This is a genomic window from Arthrobacter sp. P4_H3 (assembly GCF_056400885.1).
Map to the genome: position 1 here is coordinate 42864 of NZ_JBFUKK010000017.1, position 21461 is coordinate 64324.

Below are 21461 nucleotides of genomic sequence, written 5' to 3' on the forward strand. Positions count from 1 at the left end.
CGTGGACGGCGGGCCTTAACTGTCCGTTCGCGCTTGTCCCCAGATCCCCGGGCCGCCGGCTGTCAGAGCCCCAGCCGGGCCACCGCTTCCTTGCGCATTTCCACCTTGCGGATTTTCCCCGAGACGGTCATCGGGAAGCTTTCGCGGACGTCCACGTACCGCGGGATCTTGTAGTGGGCCAGCTGCCCCCGGCAGAACTCGGCGACGGCGGCGGCGTCCAGCGGATCGGCGCCGGGCTTGAGGATGATGCAGGCCATCAGCTCTTCGCCGTACTTGGCATCCGGGACTCCTATCACCTGCACGTCCTGGATCGAGGGATGGCTATAGAGGAACTCCTCGATCTCGCGCGGGTAGATGTTCTCCCCGCCGCGGATCACCATGTCCTTGATCCGGCCTTCGATCACCAGGTAGCCATCGGCGTCCATGCGGGCCAGGTCGCCCGTGTGCATCCAGCCGTCAGCGTCGATCGCTTCGGCGGTCTTGTCCGGCTGGTCCCAATACCCCTGCATAACGCTGTAACCGCGCGTGCACAGCTCGCCGATATCGCCGCGCTCCAGCACGCTGCCTGTCACCGGGTCCACCACCTGGCTTTCCAGCTGCGGCATGGTCCGCCCCACGGTCTCGGTGCGGTGCTGCATGGTGTCACCGTCGCGGGTCATGGTGGATACCGGGGACGTTTCCGTCATGCCGTAGCAAATGGCCACATCCTTCATGTTCATTTCCGAGATGACCCGGTTCATCACCTCGATGGGACACAGCGATCCGGCCATAACGCCGGTCCGCAGCGTGGACAGGTCGTAGGAAGCGAAGTCCGGCAGTGCCAGCTCGGCAATAAACATGGTGGGCACGCCATACAACGATGTCCCACCAAAATCCTGGACCGCCTCAAGGGCCCCCGCAGGTGTGAAGGACCGCCCCGGAATGATCGTGGCGGCGCCGTGGCTCAGGGCGTTCAGGTTTCCGATGACCATCCCGAAGCAGTGGTAGAACGGCACCGGGATCACCACGCGGTCGTGTTCCGTGTACCCCAGCAGCTCGCCGATGGAATAGCCGTTGTTCAGGATGTTGCGGTGGGTGAGCGTGGCGCCTTTGGGGAAGCCGGTGGTGCCCGAGGTGTACTGCAGGTTGATGGGATCGTGCGGATCCAGCCCCGCCAGGCGGGCCTTCAGAACCGAATGCCCGACGTCGTCTGCCCGCTTGAGCAGCTCGGCGTACGTCAGTTCGGCGTCCGTTTCCGGATCGCCTGCCTGCAGCTGCGGCTGGCCGCCATCCGGGAGGAACACCAGTTCCTTCAGAGCAGGGCATTCGGCGAGGGCCTGCCGGGCCATCCCGGTGTAGTCGCTGCTCCGGTCCGACGGCGCCGTGACAAGCATGCGCATGCCGTTCTGCTTCACCACAAACTCCAGCTCGTGGCTCCGGTAAGCCGGATTCACGTTGACCAGGATCGCGCCGATCTTGGCTGTGGCGTACTGCAGGATGGTCCACTCCGCACAGTTGGGGCTCCAGATGCCAATCCGCTCCCCCGTGGCGACGCCGAGGGCGAGCAGCGCGCGGGCCAGCCGGTCGACGTCGTCGTTCAGTTTTGTGTAGCTCCAGCGGCGGGCATCCGCGCCGGGAACCGGAGCAGCCTCGATCAGGGCGTCGTGGAACGGGAACCGGGCCACGATCCGCTCGAAATTCTGTCCAATGGTCTCTTCGAGCAGCGGGACGTCAGTGTCCCCGGCTGTATAAGCGCGCATGCTGGCACGCTACCACTCAGCCCGTGCAAGAGAGGCGCAAGAGAAGCGTAAAACTAGGAAGCCCTACAAAATATTTCGGAACCGGCAAGGGCGGGCCGGTATTGTGAAACGCATGAGTGCACCCATTGACCTGCAGGCAACGTTCATCCCCAACGACGGCGAATTCTTCCGCGTGAAGCTCGCCCTCGAAATCGCGATCGACGAGGTGGTCAACGAACCCGGCTGCATCCGGTACGAACTGACGCAGGCCACCGAGGACAAGCTGGTTCTCACCGAACAGTGGGCTTCCGAGGAGGACCTTGACAAGCACTCCAAAGGCACGGCCGTCCAGGACCTGAACGAATCGCTGAGCGCCCTGCTGGCCGAGCCCGTCCAGCTCGAACGGCTGTAGTCCCGCCGCTTTTCTCCGGACAAACAACGCGGGGTCACATCCGCCCGTACGAACCATGGTTCGTGGGCGGAAGTGACCCCGCGTTGGAGCTTAAATGCTGCGTTCAGGCGGTGGAGCCTCAGGCGATGGACGCCCGGCGGAAGCCTAGGCCTCCGGAATCTGGGTGCCGTCCTGCTTGCCGGCCGCAGCCGCTGCCTCAGCCTGCGAACGGGCCACATGCGCGTGGACTTCCTCCATGTCCAGTGCCTTGACCGCGTCCACCACCTGTTCCAGCTGCTGGGCGTTCAGCGCGCCGGGCTGGGAGAACACCAGCACCTTCTCGCGGAAAGCCATCAGCGTGGGGATGGACGTGATGCCGGCTTCGGCCGCCAACTGCTGTTGCGCTTCGGTGTCCACCTTGGTGAAGACGACGTCCGGGTGCTTCTCGGAAACGGCGGAATACGTGGGTCCAAACTGCTTGCAGGGACCACACCATTCGGCCCAGAAATCAACGAGGACGATGTCGTTGTTCTCGACGGTTGTTGCGAACTGTTCACCTGTAATGTCTACGGTAGCCATGAGTCAACGGTACGCGAGCCGCCCGGGGAAGTCCCATGCGTTTCGCTCTTGGCACACCTCCACCGCTTCAGCCCGGCTTCCGGGACCTATGACCCTTGCCGGGCGTTAAACAGGCGTTTAACATCTTGAACATGCGTTCAGCAGCAGCGGACCCGCGCGGGGACGACCGCAGCACCAGGGCGCGGATCAGGGACGCTGCCATCGGGCTGTTTGGCAACACCGGCTTCGCGCTCACCACCGTCCGCGCCGTTGCAACGGCCGCCGGCGTCAGTCCGGGGCTGGTCATCCATCACTTCGGCAGCAAGGCCGGCCTGCGTCTGGCCTGCGACGACTTCGTCATCGGCGAGGTGGCACGGCGCGGCCAGGAAAAGGCGGATCCGGCCAGCGCCCGCCACCTCCTCGAGGATTACCTTGCGGACCCCGGGCAATACGAGGACGAAATCGCCTACATCCGGCAGGCGCTCAGCGACCGGTCGGAGGCCGGCGAGTGCCTGTTCGATGCACTGGTGCGGCAAACAGCGCAGCTGATGGAAACCGGCGTGGCCCACGGCACCGTCCGCACCTTCAGCGATCCGCACGCCGCCGCCGTCGTGATCGCTTCCAATAGCCTGGCCATCCTGGTGCTTGGCAGGCACATCGCCAGATCGCTGGGGACGACGGGACTCGGCGCCGACACGGTGCGCCGGCTGACTGTGCCGGCGCTGGAGCTCTATACGTACGGGGTCTACACGGACACCGTCTTCCTGGACGCTGCACGGTCCGCGATGGGGGCTTCCGGAACGAAGGCTCCGGCGGAGGCCGGGTCCGGAACGAAGGCCGGGGCGCAGCCTTCCGGACCGCTGAACAGGGAGGAAGATCGATGAGCCAGGCGATAGTCGTTCAGTCACTCACCAAGAAATTCGGCAGCAGGGAGGTGCTGCACGGCATCGACTTCACGGTGGAACGCGGAACGGTGTTCGGCATGATCGGACCCAACGGTGCCGGCAAAACCACCACCATGCGCTGCCTGCTGGACATCATCAGGCCATCGTCCGGGAGTTCCCGGGTGCTGGGCGAGGATCCCCGGCGGGCGGGACCGGAGCTGCGTCGCCGGATCGGATATCTCCCCGGCGAACTGTTCCTGGAAGGCCGGATCACGGGACGTAAACTCCTGTCCCATTACGAGGCCATCAGCGGCCCGGTGAAGCGCGGCCACATCGATGCGCTGGCGGAGCGGCTTGACCTCGACCTGGACCGGCACACACGCAAGCTGTCGAAAGGCAACCGGCAGAAACTGGGGCTCGTACAGGCCTTTATGCACGACCCGGAGCTGCTGGTGCTGGACGAGCCCACCAGCGGCCTGGATCCCCTCGTGCAGCAGGAATTCCTGGCCATGGTGAAGGAGTCCCGGAACAAAGGACAGACCATCTTCCTCAGTTCCCATGTACTTAGCGAAGTCCAGCAGGCTGCGGATGAGGTCGCCATTCTGCGGGACGGCCACATCGTCACCGTGGCCTCGGTGGCCAGGCTCCGGGAAAGCGCAGTGCGGCATGTCCGGCTCAGCGCCACCGGGATTTCCGTGGACGACGCCGGCGCGCTGCTCCGCCGGGTCCCCGGCATCGCCCGGCTTGAGGTGCTGGACTCGGGCGACGGCGTCGAGCTCTCAGCCACCCTTGAAGGCGCCATCCAGCCCCTGCTCCACGTGCTTTCCGGGCTGCAGCTGACCGACCTGGTGCTCGAGGAACCCGACCTGGAGGAATCAGTGCTCAAGATGTACGGAAGCCTGGCCGGCAACGGGGTACGGCCGTGAAGACGACCCTTCCCCTGTTCACCAGGGCCTTCGTGGACTCCTGGCGGTCGACCCTCGGCTGGGCGGCCGGACTGGCCTTTGCCGTCTTCCTCTACCTGCCGCTCTACCCTTCCATCGGCGGCAGCGCCGAAATGCAGAACATGATCGACGCCCTGCCGCCGGAGATGACCAAGGCCCTGAACTACGATCTGATCGCCACAGGTCCGGGCTACACCCAGGCGACGCTCTTTGGCCTGATCGGCTTCATGCTGATGACTATCGCCTCGGTGGCGTGGGGCGCGGCAGCAGTGGGCGGGGACGAGGAATCGGGTCAGCTGGAACTCACGCTGGCGCACGGCGTCACACGCGTCCAGGTGGTCCTGGAGCGTGCACTGGCCCTGTTCCTTCGCGTGATCCTGCTGTCCGCCCTGGTGTTTGTCCTGGTGCGCCTGCTCAATGACTCGGCACGGCTGGACATCATGCCGGAAAACCTGTTCGGTGCCGCCGTGCTGTTCGCCGGGCTGTCGCTGCTCACCGGAACCGCCGCCCTCTTCGCCGGCACGTTGACGGGCCGCCGGACGTATGGACTCGCCGCCGGCGCTGCCGTAGGCGTGCTGGGCTACGTCTTCAACGCCGTGGGGCGGCAGAGCAAGGACGTCGAGTGGCTCCTGGGGCTGTCCCCGTATCACTGGGCCTACGGAAACTCCCCGGTGGCTGGCGGGGCGGACTGGGCGGCCGCCGGATGGCTGTGGGGCATCTCAGTGGCACTGGTGCTGCTCAGCGCAGTGGCGCTGGACAGGCGCGACGTCGGCGCGTAGCGACAGGTGCTTAGGCCTCGGGCGTGCAGGCGGCAGGTGCGGTTCCAGCGGCGCCGCAGCGTCTCAGTGCCAGAGGTTCGGCGCGGGACGGCGGGCTCCGGGCAGTGCATTGGTTTCGCGCCACTCGTGGATCCACTCCGGCAGTTCCAGCCCCGCCGGGGGCTCACCGAATTCGGCGAAGATCTCCTCCTGGCTGACGGGCTTCCCCTTACTGACAAGACGGGTGGCGATGTGCGCCCGTGCATAGATTTCCCCGTCCGCCACCATGCGCTGCTCGAAGTAGATGGCTTTGGTGTCGAGGCCGATGATCCGCGATTCGATGGTGTAGCGCTGCCACAGCTGCAGGGACTTGCGGAAGGCGATGGTCTCCCCTGCGGCCACGGGCGTCCAGCCCCGCCGGCGCATCTTTTGCCAGGTCCCGCTACGTGCCATCAGATCAAAGCGGCCCAGGTCCATCAGCGAGAAATACATCCCGTTGTTGACGTGCATGGCGATGTCTATGTCCGTGGGCAGGACGCGAAGCGGCAGGGAGGATGTGTCCCAGATGCTCAGGGCCGGCCGGCGCGAGGAAGTGAACAGGAGCAGGAGGGTTCGCAAAAGCAGGTGCATGCAAACATGTTACCCGCGAGTAACATCGCGGCCAAGAGGCGGCGCCGTAGGATTTCCCCCATGACACAGCAACGCTACAGGGACATAGCCGAGTGGCCGCTGATGGGGACAGCCCTGGTGTTCCTGGCAGCCTATGCCTGGCAGGTGATCGGCCACATCGAGGGACGGCAGGCCGACGTCCTGGAAGGGATCATGTGGATCACCTGGGCGATCTTCGCCGCCGACTATGCCGCCAACCTGTGGCTCGCGGAGAACAGGAAGCACTGGTTCATCCTCAACCTGCACGAGCTGCTGATCGTTGCCCTGCCGTTCTTCCGGCCGCTGCGGCTTCTCCGGCTGGTGACGCTGCTCTCCGTGCTGCACCGCACCGTGGGTGAAACCCTCCGCGGCCGCGTGGTCACCTACGTGGCCGGCTCCGCGGTCCTGCTGGTCTTCGTGGGCGCACTGGCCGTCCTGGATGTCGAACAAAACGCTCCCGACGCCAAAATCCTCACCTTCGGCGACGCCGCCTGGTGGGCCATCACCACCATAACCACGGTCGGCTACGGCGACCTCTTTCCGGTCACGCCGATTGGCCGGATGGTCGCCGCGGCTTTGATGATGAGCGGCATCGCGGTGCTGGGTGTGGTCACGGCGTCCATCGCATCGTGGCTGGTGCAACGGGTGGAAGAGAACACCGAAGCGGCCGTGGAAGCGGCTGAAGTTCCGGTCCGCACTGAGGTCCGGGAGCTGCTGGTGGAGGTTGCCGCCCTGCGCCGGGAATTGGCGGAACTGCGCAGCGAGCGCGAGCTGTAGAACCGCCGCCAACCCACCGCATTCAATTAAAAGGTAGCCGCCCGGACTTTACATCCGGGCGGCTACCTTTTGACGTCTATTGGACTGGAATAAGTCCAGACGGCTGAATTACTTTGTCTTACGATATTCCCCCAAAACCGAGAATTGTCCAGGCCAAAACTAATTAACCAGCATTCGCAATGCGCACGTGTCCTGGCGCTTGCAGTGCCCACGGCAGGGCATTCACGTACCGCGTACTCACCCCAGGCCAAGTACCACTCCATCCGCAAGCGAGTGTCCCCGCCGTCGAACAAAAAGCGGCATTGGGTATGTCCTGCCAATGTGCGGGTGTTATGCGTGAAGATTCGGGTAATGCCCACTCGTGCGGCAAATACTCCCCATTCATAGACTCGATATTCCTAGGGCAAGCAGCATTCCGGAATTTCACATGGCCACGGAAGTGGGCATGGGTCTAATCATTCGGGCTTCCGCAATTCTTCGTCAATTCGGCAGCCCACTTCACGCGTCTTTACGCAACGGGCTGCCCTTTGTGCGGTCCGGGGCCGGCGCACCACCGCCCTGGGGCCTGCTGTCCTGTTGACCCCCAAGGGCATTGACTCTCGGGGGGAACCGATGGATCAAAACGAGCTTAACCAGGAGGACAGACCACTTGTCCCCACACCTGCACCAAGCCGCGGCACAAATACCAGGCTGAGGATCATGCTGGCCGCGGGAGCCGTGGTGACGGCGATTGCCGTGACCGCCATAAGCTTCTCCAGCGCCACGCAGACGTCCCAGGTCAGCGAAGCCCAGGCCCTAACGGCTGCGGTGCCAGCGGCCGACAACTCCGTAGACGCCCCTGCCACGGCCGGTGCCGGCACGCCGGAGGCGGCTGTTGCTGCCGTTCCGGAAGCCGCGCCACAGCAGGCACCGGCTGCCGAACCGGCGCCCGCTGTGCAGGCACCCGCTCCGGCACCCGAACCCGCACCCGCACCCGAGGCGTCCAACACGTACACGGTGGTTGCCGGGGACACGGTGGGGGCCATCGCTGCCCGCTTTGGCGTCGACATGAACGCTATGCTGGCGGCCAACGGGCTCGGCTTGTACTCGCCGATCGTGCCGGGTCAAGTCCTGAAGCTGACAGGCCCCGCCGTAGCCGCCCCGGCCGCAGCCCCCGCGGCAGCGGCACCAGCGCCAGCACCAGCTGCTGCTCCTGCTCCGGCCCCCGCCCCTGCGGTCCGGACAATCTACGTCGCGGGCGCCGGTGGCCAGGGGATGGTGGACGCCTGTATCGGCCCCATTCACTTCACCCCGACTGATGCCTACGCCCTGTTCATCACGGAGCACGACTTCTGCGGCGGGTGGGCACGGTTCTCGGGGATCGGCGTCGGTGAAACGGTCAGCATTCCCGGCTACGGAACCTACACGGTCACCGGGCGCGGGCAGGTGCCCAACCCCGGCACAACCAACAATGTCTCAGCGGTTTTCGGAGGCTTTCCACGGGTGATCCTGCAGACCTGCATCCCGGGGACCAACCAGATGCTGGTGATCGGCCTCAACTGATTTCCTAGGCTTGTCCGCGGTTCTGCGCCTTGAGGGCCAGGGACCTCGGACAAGCCCGGGCCGGGTCGGGCAGGGCCACGCCGGGCCTGGCCTGACCTGGCCTGGCCGCGAAAACGTAGCGGAAACAGAAAAGTCTCCGGAACCTGACGGTTCCGGAGACTTTTCCTTGGGTGGCAGATGAGGGATTCGAACCCCCGTAGGCGTTGCCAGCTGATTTACAGTCAGCCCCCTTTGGCCGCTCGGGTAATCTGCCGAACTTCAAAAGAAGATCACTCGCGGCTTCCATGTTCAGAACGACTGTTTCCATCCGTTCCGCTTCCAGCAACCGCGGGCAAGACAACTTTACAGAACTTCTGCCGAAGAATCGAATCGAGCCTCAAAGGGCCCCGAATTCCCCGGAATTCCGCGGAAAATCAGGCTTCACCGAGAATGCGTCCGGCCAGTTTCGCCTCGAACTTTGTGGCCTGCTCCTCCGTGATCTGGTTCAGCTGCACTGCCCGCATCAGGTCCGAGTGCACACCGTCCATCCGGGAAGAGGCATCTGCCACGGGGCTAAGGATGATGGACGCGGCCACCGCAGCCGCTGCTACGGACGTCGCCGCCGTGGCGATGGTTGTGGCTGCGGCTGCAGTCGAGCGGGTGACATAACGGACGGCCTTCTGGTGCATGTGCTTTCCTTCCGGGGCAGCTCTTCCAACACCTTCAACTCTGGAGGCCAAGGCTTCGTTCCCGCCCTGCGTTCGCTATGAGGGAACTGTGAATCGCCCGTAACGTCTTGCGCTGTGGACGATTGTCCGGCACGCGGCCTTCACTTGGACGCCATCCGTACTAGGCTGGAATGCAGACAACACCGCCCTTCAAGGGGTATCGGGACGATCAGCAGGAGGACAGTTATGGCAGGCGAATCCACATTCGACGTCGTCAGCAAGGTAGACAAGCAGGAAGTTGCCAATGCGCTGAACCAGGCGCAGAAGGAACTGGTCCAGCGGTATGACTTCAAGGGCGTCGGCGCCGAGGTCGATTTCAGCGGTGAGAAGATCCTGATGAAGGCGAACTCGGAAGAGCGCGTGCTCGCCGTCCTGGACGTGCTGCAGTCCAAGCTCATCCGCCGCGGCATCTCGCTGAAGTCCCTGGACAGCGGCGAGCCGTACCCGTCCGGCAAGGAGTTCCGCCTTGAGGCTTCCATCAAGGAAGGCATCGAGCAGGACCTGGCCAAGAAGATCAACAAACTGATCCGCGACGAGGGCCCCAAGGGCGTCAAGTCCCAGATCCAGGGCGACGAACTCCGTGTCTCGTCCAAGTCCCGCGATGACCTGCAGGCCGTCATGGCACTGCTGAAGGACTTTGACGAGGCCGACCTGCAGTTCGTGAACTTCCGCAGCTAGCCCCGCCGTCGTTTTCGACGCGGAAAAATCCTGACGCTACGCAAAGAGGCCGGCGCCCCCCGTATACGGGCCGCGCCGGCCTCTTTGCGCGTCGAAAAGGACTTCACGCGTCGAAGGGCACTTTGCGCGTCGAAAGGCACGATGCGCCCCACCACGGAAAAAGTACGACGGCGGCGCTCAGCTGAGCGGGCGGCCCGCCATCAGTTCCAGCCGGGCGATGCGGTCCTGCATCGGCGGGTGCGTGGAGAACATCTTGCTCAGCCCGCCGCCGCGGAACGGGTTGGCGATCATCAGGTGCGACGCGTTCACCAGCTTCTGGTCCTGGGGCAGCGGCACCATCTGCACGCCCTGATGGATCTTGCGCAGGGCTGAGGCGAGCGCCAGCGGATCGCCGGTAAGCTCGGAACCGTCCTCGTCGGCGTCGTACTCCCTGGTCCGGGAGATGGCCGACTGGATCACCATCGCCGCGAGCGGGGCCAGCAGCGCCATGGCGAGCATCGCGAGCGGGTTCGAATTGCGCCGGTCGCCACCGCCGAAGTACAGCAGCATCTGCCCCACCGACGTGATCACGCCGGCTACTGCCGCGGCCACGGATGAGGTGAGGATGTCCCGGTTGTAGACGTGCATGAGCTCATGGCCGAGCACGCCGCGCAGTTCACGGACGGACAACAGCCGCAGGATGCCTTCGGTGCAGCAGACGGCGGCGTTCTGCGGGTTCCTGCCGGTGGCAAAGGCATTCGGCGCAGGCGTGGGCGAGACGTAGATCCGGGGCATGGGCTGGTTGGCACTTACCGAGAGCTCCCGGACAATCTGGTACAGCTGCGGGGCCTGCTCCTCGGTGACCGGGTAGGCCTGCATGGCCCGGAGCGCGATCTTGTCGCTGTTCCAGTACCCGTAGGCGGTGGTTCCCACACCCACCAGCGCCATGATCCAGATGGGAGCCGTGCTGCGCATGCTGCTGCCGATCACGGCACCGAGCCCCAGGAGCACCGCCCAGAGCACCCCGAACAGCGCCGCGGTCTTGAGCCCGTTGTGGTGATTATGCACTGTGCCTCCTCGCGAAGTTCCTGCCCTCTTGAAATGACTGCGGGGCCGGTCCCTACGGAACGGGATTCCGCGCGTCGTACTTCAAAAAACCCGACTGCCGGTGTGCCAGCGCCCATGCCACAGCGATGCACAAGAGGCCGCCCAGCAGCAAAACCCAACCTTCACTCAAGAGTTTAGTGCCGCCGCCGGCCAACATGTCCCCTATCCTCGGACCGCCCGCAACCACCACCACAAACACGCCCTGGAGTCGCCCTCGAAGGTGGTCGGGCGTGGCCGCCTGGAGGATGGTGGTGCGGAAAACGGCACTCACGGAATCGGAGATGCCGGCCAGTGCACAGCACAGCGCGGCGGGCAGCAGCCACAGCGTGACGCCGGCCTCCCCCGAGCGCCCGGCCAGGACCACTACCAGCCCGAAACCGGCAATGGACGCGCCCCAGCCCATAACGGACCACACCACGGCGCTTCCTTGCCGGCGGACGCCGCCCAGCGGTCCGGAGAACAGGCCGGCCAGGAAGGCGCCGATTGCAGTGGACGCCAGGAGGATGCCCACCGTGGCCTCGCCCCCGCCGATCATCACCGCACCGATGGCCGGCATCAGGGCCCGGGGCTGCGCGAAGATCATGGCTATCAGGTCGATCACGAATGTCATGCGGAGGTTCGGGCGCGTGCCCAGGAACCGGAAACCCTCCACCACGGAACGCAGCCCCGCGCGGTGGGCTTCCTTGCCCGGCGGCATCGGCGGAAGCTTCAGCAGGGCCCAGAAGGCAAACACGAAGCTCGCCACGTCCAGCGTGTACGTCCAGCCAAACCCCACCCACGCCACCAGCACGCCGGCCAGGAGCGGACCGGCGGTCATGGCCAGGCCGAAGCTGATCATGCTCAGGGCGTTGGCCGCGGGGAGCAGTTCCTTGCGGACCAGCATGGGGATAATGGCGCTCCGGGCGGGCTGGTTGATGGCCTGCGCGCCGCTCTGCACGGCAACCAGCACGTACAGCAGCCACACGTTCCCCACCTCCAGCCAGGCCTGCAACGCCAGCGCGGCCGTGGTCAGCCACAGCACGGTAGTGGCCAGGAGCGCCACCCTGCGGCGGTCGTGGGCATCGGCGATGGACCCGCCCAGCAGGCCGCCCAGTACCAAGGGAACCAGCGCGAAAATACTCAGCAGGCCGACGTAGAGACTGTCCTGCGTCAGCCGGTACACCTCGAGGCTGACCGCCACCAGGGTGAGCTGGCTGCCGAGGTTGGAGACGGCTGATCCCAGCCACAGCCGGCGGAAGTCCGAACTCTCGCGCAACGGAGTGATATCAGCCAGCAATTTACCCACCGGGCAACTCTAGCCGCGGGCACTGACGGGACCGGGCCATCCCGCCACCGGCATCCCGACAGTGACCCCGGCAGGGCCCCGAATAGTGGTGCGGACCTTGATAGTCTCGGGCGGGGAAACACAACAGCGAACGGAGTGCGCATGGAGTTGTCCAGACGGCTGCTTTTCGGCTCTGAGGTATGGGAAGTCACCCGGCCGCGCACGCCGCTGACTTCCGGCCACCTGATGATCCGCCTCAGCAATCCCGCGACGGCCCTCGACCACCGGTCGGCCGCCGACTGGTTGCTGTGCCACAACGCTGCCCGCACGGCACTGGCCGACGTCCTGGGCGCGGACACTTGCACTCTGCTTTTCGCGCACCGCTGGCATGCGCTCGGTGCCTCGATCGGCGAACCGGCCGCGGAGTCATCCACCCCCACGTTCCACCTGTTCGGCCGCTGGGACAGCGAACCGGTCACCCCTGCCGAACAGCTCGCCTTACCCGCGCAGCGCCGCCGGCCGGTGCCGGATCAGGATCTGGACAAGCACGACGTCGGGCTGCGCACCGCGCTGCTGGCGGCGGCAACTGCCGCCCGGCGCAGCGCACCTGACGGCACCGGCCCCCGCAGCGACGGACCGAACGGAGCAGTACCGCCGCCCCCCATCCGCACCTGGGCGCCGGCGACCCCTGCCGGGACGCACCACACGGTCCTGGCTCCGGAGCGGAGCATCGGGTCCGTGGAGGACGTCACCCCGGCGGAACTCCTTGCCCTGGCCGCAGCATTGGAAGCCCTGGCGCTGCGGCAGTCCGTCACGGGCCTCAGCTGCCTGGTGCCGGATGCTGCCGTCACGGACGGGCGGCTGGAACTGCACGCGCTGGGCCGCTCCGCCGGCGAGGCCGTCAACCCGTTTGAAATGGTGCTGCGTTCTCCGGAGATTAGCCTAGCCTTATTGTGATTCAGTCATAATAAGTGCTTCAATGGGGTTATGACAGTTCACGAGGCCGGCCAGGACGCATGGGCAGCTGCCCTGCGCGCCCACGGCCGCCGGGTGACCAAACAGCGGCTGGCGGTGCTCACCGCCGTCGCACATCACCCGCACTCGCCGGCCGAAAGCATCCTTGCCGCCGCGCGTGAGGAACTCCCCGAACTGACCGCGCAGTCCGTCTACGTGGTCCTTGGCGACCTCACGGACCTCCAGATGCTGCGCCGGTTCGAACCGCCCCATTCCCCCGCGCTGTACGAGACACGAGTGGGCGACAACCACCACCACGCCGTGTGCATCAGCTGCGGTCGGGTGGAGGACGTGGACTGCGCCGTTGGCCATGCGCCCTGCCTCACCCCGCACTGGGATCCGGACGCCAAGCCGATGACCATCCAGATCGCTGACGTCATGTACCAGGGCATCTGCCAGGACTGTCAGCGCACCCAAAAGCTACCCGCCGAACGAAACTAAGCAAGAAACCCAACCAGAAGGAGAAAGATGACTCAGAACATCTCTGCGCCCGCTGTGTCCACCACGCAGTCCGGTGCTCCCGTCACTTCCGACGCTCACTCGAAGGCTGTCGGCGCCGACGGTGCCATCATCCTGACCGACCACTACCTGGTGGAAAAGCTCGCCCAGTTCAACCGCGAGCGGGTGCCGGAGCGCGTAGTGCACGCCAAGGGCGGCGGCGCATTCGGTACGTTCAAGGCCACCGAGGACATCTCGGCGTACACCAAGGCCGCGTTCCTGCAGCCGGGTGCCGAGACCGAGATGCTGATCCGCTTCTCCTCCGTCGCCGGCGAGAACGGCTCCCCGGACACCTGGCGGGACCCCCGCGGTTTCGCCGTGAAGTTCTACACCTCCGAGGGCAACTACGACCTCGTGGGCAACAACACCCCGGTCTTCTTCATCCGCGACGGCATCAAGTTCCCGGACTTCATCCACTCCCAGAAGCGCCTGCCCGGCACCCACCTGCGCGACGCGGACATGCAGTGGGACTTCTGGACCCTCTCCCCCGAGTCCGCACACCAGGTCACCTGGCTGATGGGTGACCGCGGCCTGCCGGCTTCCTGGCGCGAAATGCAGGGCTACGGCTCGCACACCTACCAGTGGATCAACGCCGAGGGCGAGCGTTTCTGGGTCAAGTACCACTTCAAGTCCAACCAGGGCGTCAAGACCATCACGGGCGACCGCGCCGAAGAGCTGGCCGGTTCGGACGCGGACTTCTACATCCGCGACCTGCAGGAAAACATCGCTGCCGGCAACTTCCCGTCCTGGGACCTGCACGTCCAGGTCATGCCGTACGAGGACGCCAAGACCTACCGCTTCAACCCGTTCGACCTCACCAAGGTGTGGCCGAAGGCTGACTACCCGCTGATCAAGGTGGGCACCATGGAGCTGAACCGGAACCCGGAGAACTACTTCGCGCAGATCGAGCAGGCCACCTTCGCGCCGTCGAACTTCGTGCCGGGCATCGCCGCATCCCCGGACAAGATGCTGCAGGCCCGCATCTTCTCCTACGCGGACGCCCACCGCTACCGCGTGGGCACCAACCACGCCCAGATCCCGGTGAACCAGCCCAAGAACCAGGTCAACAACTACAGCCAGGACGGCGCCGGGCGGTACCACTTCAACGCCCCGTCCGTTCCGGTCTACGCCCCCAACTCCGTTGGCGGCCCCGCTGCTGTTGAGCCGCAGGACCCCGCAGGCGGCTGGGAGAACGACGGCGAGCTGACGCTCTCAGCGCACTCCCTGCACGCCGAGGACGGCGACTTCGGCCAGGCCGGCACGCTGTACCGCGAAGTTTTCGACGACGGCGCCAAGGCCCGTCTGCTGGACACCATCACCGGTGCAGTGGGCGGCGTGAAGAGCCCGGGCATCAAGGAACGCGCCATCCAGTACTGGACCAACGTTGACGCCGACCTCGGCGCCAAGCTGCGCGCCAACCTCGGCGCAGGCCAGACGGAATCAGACGCAGAGGCAGCCAACAAGCTCTGATTCGCTCCCTCGCGACAGCTGATGCGACGGCGCCCTAAACCGGCGCCCGACAGCCCCTGATACGAACACCCCGCCGCGGACTATCCGCGGCGGGGTGTTCTGCGTTCCGGGTGCTTTCCACATACGGTCCGCAGCCTCTGGCCTGCGCGGCAGGGCGGCCCTAGGCTCCCTACATGAACACATTCGACGGCATCCCCGCCGGTGCTTCCGGCTTCTATGCGGACCTTGAGCAGAACAACAACCGGGACTGGTGGCTGGAACACAAGGCCCGCTACGAGACGCTCGTCCGGGAACCGCTGGCTGCCCTGCTGGCCGAGCTGGAGCCCAGGTTTGGCCCCGCGAAGATCTTCCGGCCCAACCGGGACGTCCGTTTCTCCCAGGACAAGTCCCCCTACAAGACAGCCCAGGGTGCGGTCGCGTCGTTCCAGGAAGGCGTGGGGTACTACGTGCAGCTGAGCGCGGACGGCCTTCTGGTGGGTGCCGGCTGCCATGCGATCTCGCCCGCCCAGCTTGCCCGCTTCCGGAACTCGGTGGATGCCACCGGGACCGGGGAATCCCTGGAGAAGATTGTTCATCGGCTCACCGATGCCGGATTCACCGTTGAGGGTGAACGGCTCAAGACCGTCCCGCGGGGCTTCCCCCGCGAGCATCCCAGGGCCGACCTCCTCAAATACAAGTCGCTGTCCGCCGGCAGGGAGCTGGGCGAACCCGGCTGGCTCTCCACGCCGGGCGCGGCGGAGGAGGTTGGCCGGCTCTGGGAACAGCTGCGGCCGCTTGTCGAGTGGATGGGCCGCCACGCTTCGCCCTAAGGCAGCGCGCCGTGCATGCCGTACGCGCCGTGCATGCCGTACGCGCCGTGCGGGAAGCGTGCCGTGCGGGCTGCGGTGCGTGGCGGCGTCAGAAGTGCTGGCCGTCCGTGGCCAGGCGGTGCTGAAGGTTCGAGAAGAAGACTGTCACCATCAGTTCGAAGGCCTTCGTCGCTTCCTCGGGCTGGTTCATCACCACAAAATCGAACTGCAGGCCGTAGAACGTGGACGTGAAGAGGCGGGCGTCGGTGTCCGCGAACTCCGGGCGGATGCCCTGCACCACCAGCCAGTCGCGGGCTTTTTCGTGGAGCATGCGGAAGTGGTCCTGGGCTGTTCCGCGGGGCGAGTCCGCCACGATGTCCTGGGCCGTGGCCTCAAACTCGAGCCTGGCCAGGTGGCGGTTCCGCTGGGCCATCGTCCAGCGCCAGGACTCCATCAGGTAGGACCGCCAGGCCTCCTGGTCGATGTCGCGCACGTCCGTGCTGCGCATGCTGTCCAGCCGGGATTCGATGGACCGGATGATCTCGTTGACCAGCTGCTCCCGGTTGCCGAAGTGGTAGACCAGCACGTACGAGCTGATGCCCAGGCCGTCCGCCAGGCTCCGGAACGTCAGCTCGGCCAGGGTCTTGTCCATCAGGTAGTCCTGAATGGCGGACAACAGCTCCGCCTTGCGCTCCGGTTTAACTGCTCTGGCCATGGCTCCATCTTATGGAGTCATGGCCAGGGCGGATTCCGACGCAGGGGCGGGCGGACGGGAGCGGAGGTCAGCTGCGGGTGAGCGCGTCCTCGTCCTCGTCGTCCGCAGCGCCCTTGTCCTGCACTGCCTTCACAGCCTGCGGGGCGCCATTGACGGCGGCCTTGGCTTCGGCGAACTTCTCGTTGAGCCGGGAATGGCGCTGGCCGTAGGAGAAGTAGATGGCCACGCCGATGACCAGCCAGATGGCGAAGAAGATCCAGGTCTCCACCGCGAGGTTCGTCATCAGGTAGAGGCACAGGAGCGCCGATACCACCGGGAGTACCTTGCCGAACGGGACGCGGAAGGCCGGCTTCAGGTCCGGGCGCTTCCTCCGCAGGACCAGGATGCCGAGGCTGACCATCACGAACGCGGAGAGCGTGCCGATGTTGATCATTTCCTCCAGCAGGTCCACGTTGGTGAGGCCTGCCACGACGGCGACCCCTGCACCGCAGATGATCTGGAGGCGGACCGGCGTCGCACGGATAGTGCTGGTCTTGGACAGCGAGCGCGGCAGCAGGCCGTCGCGGCTCATGGCCAGGACCACCCGGGACAGTCCCATGAGCAGCACCATGATCACGGTGGTGAGGCCCACCAGGGAACCGAAGGCGATGACCTTGGCGGCGTCGGTATTCCCCACGGCTTCGAAAGCGGTGGTGAGGGTGGGGTTCTCGGCCTCTGCCAACTGCGTGTAGGACACCATGCCGGTCAGGGCGAGCGACACGAGGATGTAAAGGACAGTGACGATCGCCAGGCCGCCGAAGATGCCACGCGGCAGGGTCTTCTGCGGGTTCTTGACCTCTTCAGCCGAGGTGGCCACGACGTCGAATCCGATGAAGGCGAAGAAGACCAGCGCCGCGCCGGCGAAGATGCCCAGCGTGCCGTACTGCGCCGGCACGGCTCCGGTGAGGAAGCCGAAGAAGGACTGCTTGAGCACGTCGGCACCGCCTGAGGCCGCGGTGGGCTCGGAGGCGGGAACGAACGGTGCGTAGTTCTCGAACTTTACATAGCTGAAGCCCACGACGATTACGAACAGGACGACGGCGATCTTGATCAGGGTGAAGATATTGCCCACACGGGCGGAGAGCTTCGTTCCCAGCACCAGCAGCACGGTGAATACGGCCACGATCAGGAAGGCGCCCCAGTAGAGGTCGATTCCGCCGAGGGAGATGGCGGGCGGAATGTCCACTCCCATCAGCGCAAAGACCTTGCTGAGGTAGATTCCCCAGTACTTGGCGATCACGGCTCCGGCGGTGAACAGCTCAAGGATGAGGTTCCAGCCAATGATCCAGGCCAGCAGCTCGCCCATGGTGGCGTAAGTGAAGACGTAGGCGGAACCGGCCACCGGGATGGCCGTGGCAAACTCGGCGTAGCACATGATGGCCAGGGCGCAGGTGACTGCAGCGATGGCAAAGGAAAGCGTCACAGCGGGGCCGGCGAAGTTCGCGGCGGCCTTGGCTCCGACGGAGAAGATCCCGGCGCCGACAGCAACGGCGACACCCATGATCATCAGGTCCCACGTGCTCAGGGAACGCTTCAGTTTGCGTCCGGGTTCATCGGCGTCGGCAATCGACTGCTCAATGGATTTTGTCCGGAATAGGTTCATAGGAAAGTCCACAATCTCGATAGCTTGTTGGAAACAGACTTATCAAGAGTAGTGTCCATCCAGTGGACGGTCATATTTATCCCAGATAGTGAGACGCCCCATGCCCGCCCTGGAGATCATGGCGGGGTCAAGTTTAGCGCGAACGAGCACTTGAGGCCCCTCTCACGAGGGGCCTCAAGTGTTCGTTCGCGCTGCCGGGACGGGCTGGTCAGGCCGGCCAGTCCATGAGCTTTGACCGGATCAGGAACCGCTTGCCTTCGGGTGATTCAACCGAGAACCCGCTCCCCCGGCCCTGCACCACGTCCACGGTCAGATGGGTGTGGCTCCAGTAGCTGAACTGCTCCCTGGACATCCAGAACTCGAGGGGCTGCGGCCGCCCGCCGTCGGCGATGTCGAACAGCCCCAGGAGGACGTCCGCTTCCGCGGTGATGAACTCCCCAGCCGGATAACACATAGGCGAGGAGCCGTCGCAGCAGCCGCCGGACTGGTGGAACATGAGGGGACCGTGCTGGCCCCACAGCTTCCTGAGCAGTTCCACAGCCTCGTCCGTGAGCGCCACGCGGGAGATGTCCTCCCCGGGCAGCGTCACTGCCGCGTCTAGCCTCGCCTCCATCATCAGTACCTGATGACGACGCGGCCGTCGATCTTGGCGTGCTTCATCTCGTCAAGAACGGCGTTGACCTCGGAGAGTTCCCGGGTGGAAACGGTGGGGTGGATCTTACCTTCCGCGTAGAACTCGAGGGCTTCCTCCAGGTCCTGCCGGGTACCCACGATTGAGCCGCGGACCGTCAGGCCCTTGAGCACAATCTCGAAGATCGGTGCCGGGAAGTCGCCCGGCGGCAGGCCGTTGAACACGATCGTGCCGCCACGGCGGGCCATCCCGATCGCCTGTCCGAATGCTGATGGGTGCACAGCCGTGACCAGGACTCCATGGCAACCTCCGGTTTCACGTTGGATGACTTCCACCGGATCTTCGTGCAGCGCGTTGACGGTAAGTTCCGCACCGTGCTTCTTGGCCAGGGCGAGTTTGTCGTCCGCGATATCCACGGCGGCTACACGCAGGCCCATGGCCACGGCGTACTGGACGGCAATGTGCCCGAGTCCGCCGATGCCGGAAATGGTGACCCACTGTCCGGGCCTGGCTTCGGTCATCTTCAGGCCCTTGTAGACCGTGACGCCGGCGCAAAGCACCGGGGCGACTTCAACGGGGTCCGAGCCGGCCGGGATGCGGGCGGCAAAGCGCGTGTCCACGAGCATGTACTCCCCGAAGGAACCGTCCACACTGTAGCCGGCGTTCTTCTGCGCTTCGCAGAGTGTCTCCCAGCCGGTGCGGCAGTACTGGCAGTCGCCGCAGGCGGACCACAGCCAGGCGTTGCCGACGAGGTCTCCGACGGCAAGGTCGGTGACACCCTCGCCCAGGGCAACCACTTCGCCTACGCCTTCGTGGCCGGGGATGAACGGCGGTGTCGGCTTGACCGGCCAGTCGCCCTCCGCCGCGTGAAGGTCGGTGTGGCAGACGCCGGTGGTGATGACCTTGACCAGCGCCTGGCCCCGGCCCGGGGTGGGAATGGGGAGGGTCTGGATCTGAAGATCCTTGCCGAACTCGGTTACTACTGCTGCTTGCATTGTCGTCGTCATTGGCGAAATCCTTGCGTTGATGGAGCGTTGGTGCGGTGGAGGTGGTGCTGCCTTCCTGAGGGGTGGCCAGGGTGGTGCGGGGGGGGACGGATCAGTGCTGATCCGTCCCCGCCCGGGCCAAGGGCGGCTTTAGAAGAAGCCGAGCTTGTTCTCGTTGTAGCTGACCAGTAGGTTTTTGGTCTGCTGGTAGTGGTCCAGCATCATGGAGTGGTTTTCACGTCCGATGCCGGAGGACTTGTACCCGCCGAACGCTGCGCCGGCCGGGTAGGCGTGGTAGTTGTTGACCCAGACGCGGCCGGCCTGGATCTCGCGGCCGGCACGGTAGGCCACGTTGCCGTTACGCGACCAGACACCGGCGCCGAGGCCATAGAGGGTGTCGTTGGCGATTTCCATCGCGTCGTCATAGTCGCTGAACCGGGAGACCGACACGACAGGTCCGAAGATCTCCTCCTGGAAGATGCGCATCTTGTTGTGGCCTTCGAAGACGGTGGGCTGGACGTAGTAGCCGCCGGCCAGGTCACCTTCCAGCTGGGCGCGGGCGCCGCCGGTAAGGACCTTGGCGCCTTCCTGCTTGCCGATGTCGATGTAGGAAAGGATCTTTTCCAGCTGGTCGTTGGAGGCCTGTGCGCCGAGCTGGGTGTCTGTGTCCAGCGGGTTGCCTTGGATGATTTTCTCCACGCGGGCCACGGCGTCAGCCATGAACGAATCGTAGATGTCCTCCTGGACCAGGGCACGGGACGGGCAGGTGCAGACTTCGCCCTGGTTGAAGGCAAAGAGCGCGAAGCCCTCCTGCGCTTTGTCGTAGAACGCGTCGTTGGACTCGGCAACATCGTTGAAGAAGATGTTCGGGCTCTTGCCGCCCAGTTCCAGCGTGACCGGAATCAGGTTCTGGCTGGCGTACTGGCTGATCAGGCGACCGGTGGAGGTCTCGCCGGTGAAGGCGATCTTGCGGATCCGCGGGCTGGAGGCCAGCGGTTTGCCAGCCTCGACGCCGAAGCCGTTGACCACGTTGAGCACACCGGCCGGCAGCAGGTCACCGATGAGTTCCATCAGGACCAGGATGGACGACGGCGTCTGCTCGGCGGGCTTGAGGACCACGGCGTTGCCGGCGGCCAGGGCCGGGGCGAGCTTCCAGACGGCCATCAGGATGGGGAAGTTCCACGGGATGATCTGGCCGACGACGCCGAGGGGCTCGTGGTAGTGGTAGGCCGTGGTGTCCTCGTCGAGCTGGGAGAGCCGGCCTTCCTGGGCACGGACGGCAGAGGCGAAATAGCGGAAGTGATCCGCCGCGAGCGGGATGTCCGCATTGAGGGTTTCGCGGATCGGCTTGCCGTTGTCCCAGGACTCAGCGACGGCGAGCATCTCCAGGTTCTCGTCGATGCGGTCGGCGATCTTGTTCAGGATCGCGGCGCGCTCTGCGACGGAGGTCTTGCCCCAGGACGGTGCAATCTTGTGCGCGGCGTCCAGTGCCAGCTCGATGTCTTCGGCGGTGCCGCGGGCAACTTCGCAGAAGACCTTGCCGGTGACGGGCGTGATGTTCTCGAAGTACTGGCCCTTGACCGGGGCAACCCATTCGCCGCCGATCCAGTTCTCGTAGCGGTCCTTGAACGTAACCTTCGAACCCTCGGTACCGGGCTGTGCGTAGACAGTCATTGCTAGCTCCTTTGCTTTGGCAGTTACTATGCCTCCACCGTAGGAGCCGGGAGGTTGCAACCAGGTTGCAACCCTGTGACTCAGCTCA

22 protein-coding genes and 1 tRNA gene are annotated in these 21461 nt (G+C 65.2%); 11 read left to right on the plus strand and 12 right to left on the minus strand.

The window, feature by feature from the left end:
• Positions 1 to 62: 62 nt before the first annotated feature.
• Positions 63 to 1739 carry an AMP-binding protein gene (locus tag AC1DRE_RS19210; RefSeq protein WP_476986107.1) on the minus strand — a complete coding sequence of 559 codons (1677 nt, stop codon included), beginning with the start codon at positions 1737 to 1739 and terminating at the stop codon, positions 63 to 65.
• Between the two features lie 112 nt (positions 1740 to 1851).
• On the opposite strand from AC1DRE_RS19210, the gene AC1DRE_RS19215 reads away from it, so the two are divergent.
• Positions 1852 to 2130: a putative quinol monooxygenase gene (locus AC1DRE_RS19215; protein ID WP_476986108.1), complete on the plus strand. Its 279-nt coding sequence runs from the start codon at positions 1852 to 1854 to the stop codon at positions 2128 to 2130.
• 144 nt (positions 2131 to 2274) lie between these two features.
• Here the strand turns inward: AC1DRE_RS19215 and trxA are convergent, their stop codons facing one another.
• A complete protein-coding gene (gene trxA / locus AC1DRE_RS19220) occupies positions 2275 to 2688 on the minus strand; it encodes a thioredoxin (protein ID WP_104171953.1) in 414 nt (137 codons plus the stop codon).
• A gap of 131 nt (positions 2689 to 2819) precedes the next feature.
• Here trxA and AC1DRE_RS19225 point away from each other — a divergent pair, with 131 nt between their 5' ends.
• From AC1DRE_RS19225 to AC1DRE_RS19235, 3 genes are read left to right on the plus strand one after another with little or no spacing between them, the layout of a single operon-like run.
• Positions 2820 to 3551 (plus strand): TetR/AcrR family transcriptional regulator, encoded by a 732-nt coding sequence (locus tag AC1DRE_RS19225; protein WP_476986109.1) that lies wholly within the window; start codon positions 2820 to 2822, stop codon positions 3549 to 3551.
• A complete protein-coding gene (locus AC1DRE_RS19230) occupies positions 3548 to 4477 on the plus strand; it encodes an ABC transporter ATP-binding protein (RefSeq protein WP_476986110.1) in 930 nt (309 codons plus the stop codon). Before AC1DRE_RS19225 ends, AC1DRE_RS19230 begins: the two co-directional genes overlap by 4 nt.
• Positions 4474 to 5274 (plus strand): ABC transporter permease subunit, encoded by an 801-nt coding sequence (locus AC1DRE_RS19235; protein WP_476986111.1) that lies wholly within the window; start codon positions 4474 to 4476, stop codon positions 5272 to 5274. The genes AC1DRE_RS19230 and AC1DRE_RS19235 overlap by 4 nt, the downstream gene beginning before the upstream one ends.
• 63 nt (positions 5275 to 5337) lie before the next feature.
• On the opposite strand, the gene AC1DRE_RS19240 is transcribed toward AC1DRE_RS19235, so the two are convergent.
• The gene (locus tag AC1DRE_RS19240; RefSeq protein ID WP_476986112.1) at positions 5338 to 5883 is read right to left on the minus strand and encodes an acyl-CoA thioesterase; all 546 of its coding nucleotides are present in this window, start codon (positions 5881 to 5883) and stop codon (positions 5338 to 5340) included.
• 60 nt (positions 5884 to 5943) lie between these two features.
• Here AC1DRE_RS19240 and AC1DRE_RS19245 point away from each other — a divergent pair, with 60 nt between their 5' ends.
• Both AC1DRE_RS19245 and AC1DRE_RS19250 read left to right on the plus strand, forming a co-directional pair.
• The gene (locus tag AC1DRE_RS19245; protein WP_104171948.1) at positions 5944 to 6678 is read left to right on the plus strand and encodes a potassium channel family protein; all 735 of its coding nucleotides are present in this window, start codon (positions 5944 to 5946) and stop codon (positions 6676 to 6678) included.
• A 612-nt stretch (positions 6679 to 7290) separates the two neighbouring features.
• Positions 7291 to 8220, plus strand: coding sequence for a LysM peptidoglycan-binding domain-containing protein (locus AC1DRE_RS19250; protein WP_476986113.1), 930 nt, complete (start codon positions 7291 to 7293; stop codon positions 8218 to 8220).
• Between the two features lie 171 nt (positions 8221 to 8391).
• Here the strand turns inward: AC1DRE_RS19250 and AC1DRE_RS19255 are convergent.
• Together AC1DRE_RS19255 and AC1DRE_RS19260 are read right to left on the minus strand one after the other, a co-directional pair.
• Positions 8392 to 8473, minus strand: a tRNA-Tyr gene (locus tag AC1DRE_RS19255).
• 160 nt (positions 8474 to 8633) lie between these two features.
• Positions 8634 to 8888, minus strand: coding sequence for a hypothetical protein (locus tag AC1DRE_RS19260; RefSeq protein ID WP_364118804.1), 255 nt, complete (start codon positions 8886 to 8888; stop codon positions 8634 to 8636).
• 225 nt (positions 8889 to 9113) lie between these two features.
• On the opposite strand from AC1DRE_RS19260, the gene AC1DRE_RS19265 reads away from it, so the two are divergent.
• Positions 9114 to 9605 carry a YajQ family cyclic di-GMP-binding protein gene (locus AC1DRE_RS19265; RefSeq protein WP_310161018.1) on the plus strand — a complete coding sequence of 164 codons (492 nt, stop codon included), beginning with the start codon at positions 9114 to 9116 and terminating at the stop codon, positions 9603 to 9605.
• Positions 9606 to 9782: 177 nt separating this feature from the next.
• Here AC1DRE_RS19265 and htpX read toward each other — a convergent pair whose 3' ends face one another.
• A complete protein-coding gene (gene htpX, locus AC1DRE_RS19270; RefSeq protein ID WP_476986114.1) occupies positions 9783 to 10652 on the minus strand; it encodes a zinc metalloprotease HtpX in 870 nt (289 codons plus the stop codon).
• A gap of 52 nt (positions 10653 to 10704) precedes the next feature.
• Positions 10705 to 11976, minus strand: a complete 1272-nt coding sequence (locus AC1DRE_RS19275) for an MFS transporter (RefSeq protein ID WP_476986115.1) — start codon at positions 11974 to 11976, stop codon at positions 10705 to 10707.
• 141 nt (positions 11977 to 12117) lie between these two features.
• On the opposite strand from AC1DRE_RS19275, the gene AC1DRE_RS19280 reads away from it, so the two are divergent.
• The 4 genes from AC1DRE_RS19280 to AC1DRE_RS19295 all read left to right on the plus strand — a co-directional run bounded on the left by AC1DRE_RS19280 (position 12118) and on the right by AC1DRE_RS19295 (position 15746).
• Complete coding sequence (locus AC1DRE_RS19280; protein WP_476986116.1) at positions 12118 to 12912, plus strand: hypothetical protein; 795 nt, start codon at positions 12118 to 12120, stop codon at positions 12910 to 12912.
• A 30-nt stretch (positions 12913 to 12942) separates the two neighbouring features.
• Positions 12943 to 13410, plus strand: coding sequence for a Fur family transcriptional regulator (locus AC1DRE_RS19285; protein WP_476986117.1), 468 nt, complete (start codon positions 12943 to 12945; stop codon positions 13408 to 13410).
• A gap of 27 nt (positions 13411 to 13437) precedes the next feature.
• Positions 13438 to 14937, plus strand: a complete 1500-nt coding sequence (locus AC1DRE_RS19290; protein WP_476986118.1) for a catalase — start codon at positions 13438 to 13440, stop codon at positions 14935 to 14937.
• A gap of 173 nt (positions 14938 to 15110) precedes the next feature.
• A complete protein-coding gene (locus AC1DRE_RS19295) occupies positions 15111 to 15746 on the plus strand; it encodes a DUF2461 domain-containing protein (protein ID WP_476986119.1) in 636 nt (211 codons plus the stop codon).
• Between the two features lie 88 nt (positions 15747 to 15834).
• Here AC1DRE_RS19295 and AC1DRE_RS19300 read toward each other — a convergent pair whose 3' ends face one another.
• The 5 genes from AC1DRE_RS19300 to exaC all read right to left on the minus strand — a co-directional run bounded on the left by AC1DRE_RS19300 (position 15835) and on the right by exaC (position 21373).
• Positions 15835 to 16440 (minus strand): TetR/AcrR family transcriptional regulator, encoded by a 606-nt coding sequence (locus tag AC1DRE_RS19300; protein ID WP_476986120.1) that lies wholly within the window; start codon positions 16438 to 16440, stop codon positions 15835 to 15837.
• Between the two features lie 67 nt (positions 16441 to 16507).
• Positions 16508 to 18082, minus strand: a complete 1575-nt coding sequence (locus AC1DRE_RS19305; protein WP_476986121.1) for an amino acid permease — start codon at positions 18080 to 18082, stop codon at positions 16508 to 16510.
• A gap of 208 nt (positions 18083 to 18290) precedes the next feature.
• Positions 18291 to 18698 carry a DUF779 domain-containing protein gene (locus AC1DRE_RS19310; RefSeq protein WP_476986122.1) on the minus strand — a complete coding sequence of 136 codons (408 nt, stop codon included), beginning with the start codon at positions 18696 to 18698 and terminating at the stop codon, positions 18291 to 18293.
• Entirely contained in the window at positions 18698 to 19720 is a 1023-nt protein-coding gene (gene adhP / locus AC1DRE_RS19315; protein ID WP_476986123.1) for an alcohol dehydrogenase AdhP, read from the minus strand. The genes AC1DRE_RS19310 and adhP overlap by 1 nt, the downstream gene beginning before the upstream one ends.
• Positions 19721 to 19849: 129 nt before the next feature.
• A complete protein-coding gene (gene exaC / locus AC1DRE_RS19320; RefSeq protein WP_476986124.1) occupies positions 19850 to 21373 on the minus strand; it encodes an acetaldehyde dehydrogenase ExaC in 1524 nt (507 codons plus the stop codon).
• Positions 21374 to 21461 lie beyond the last annotated feature (88 nt).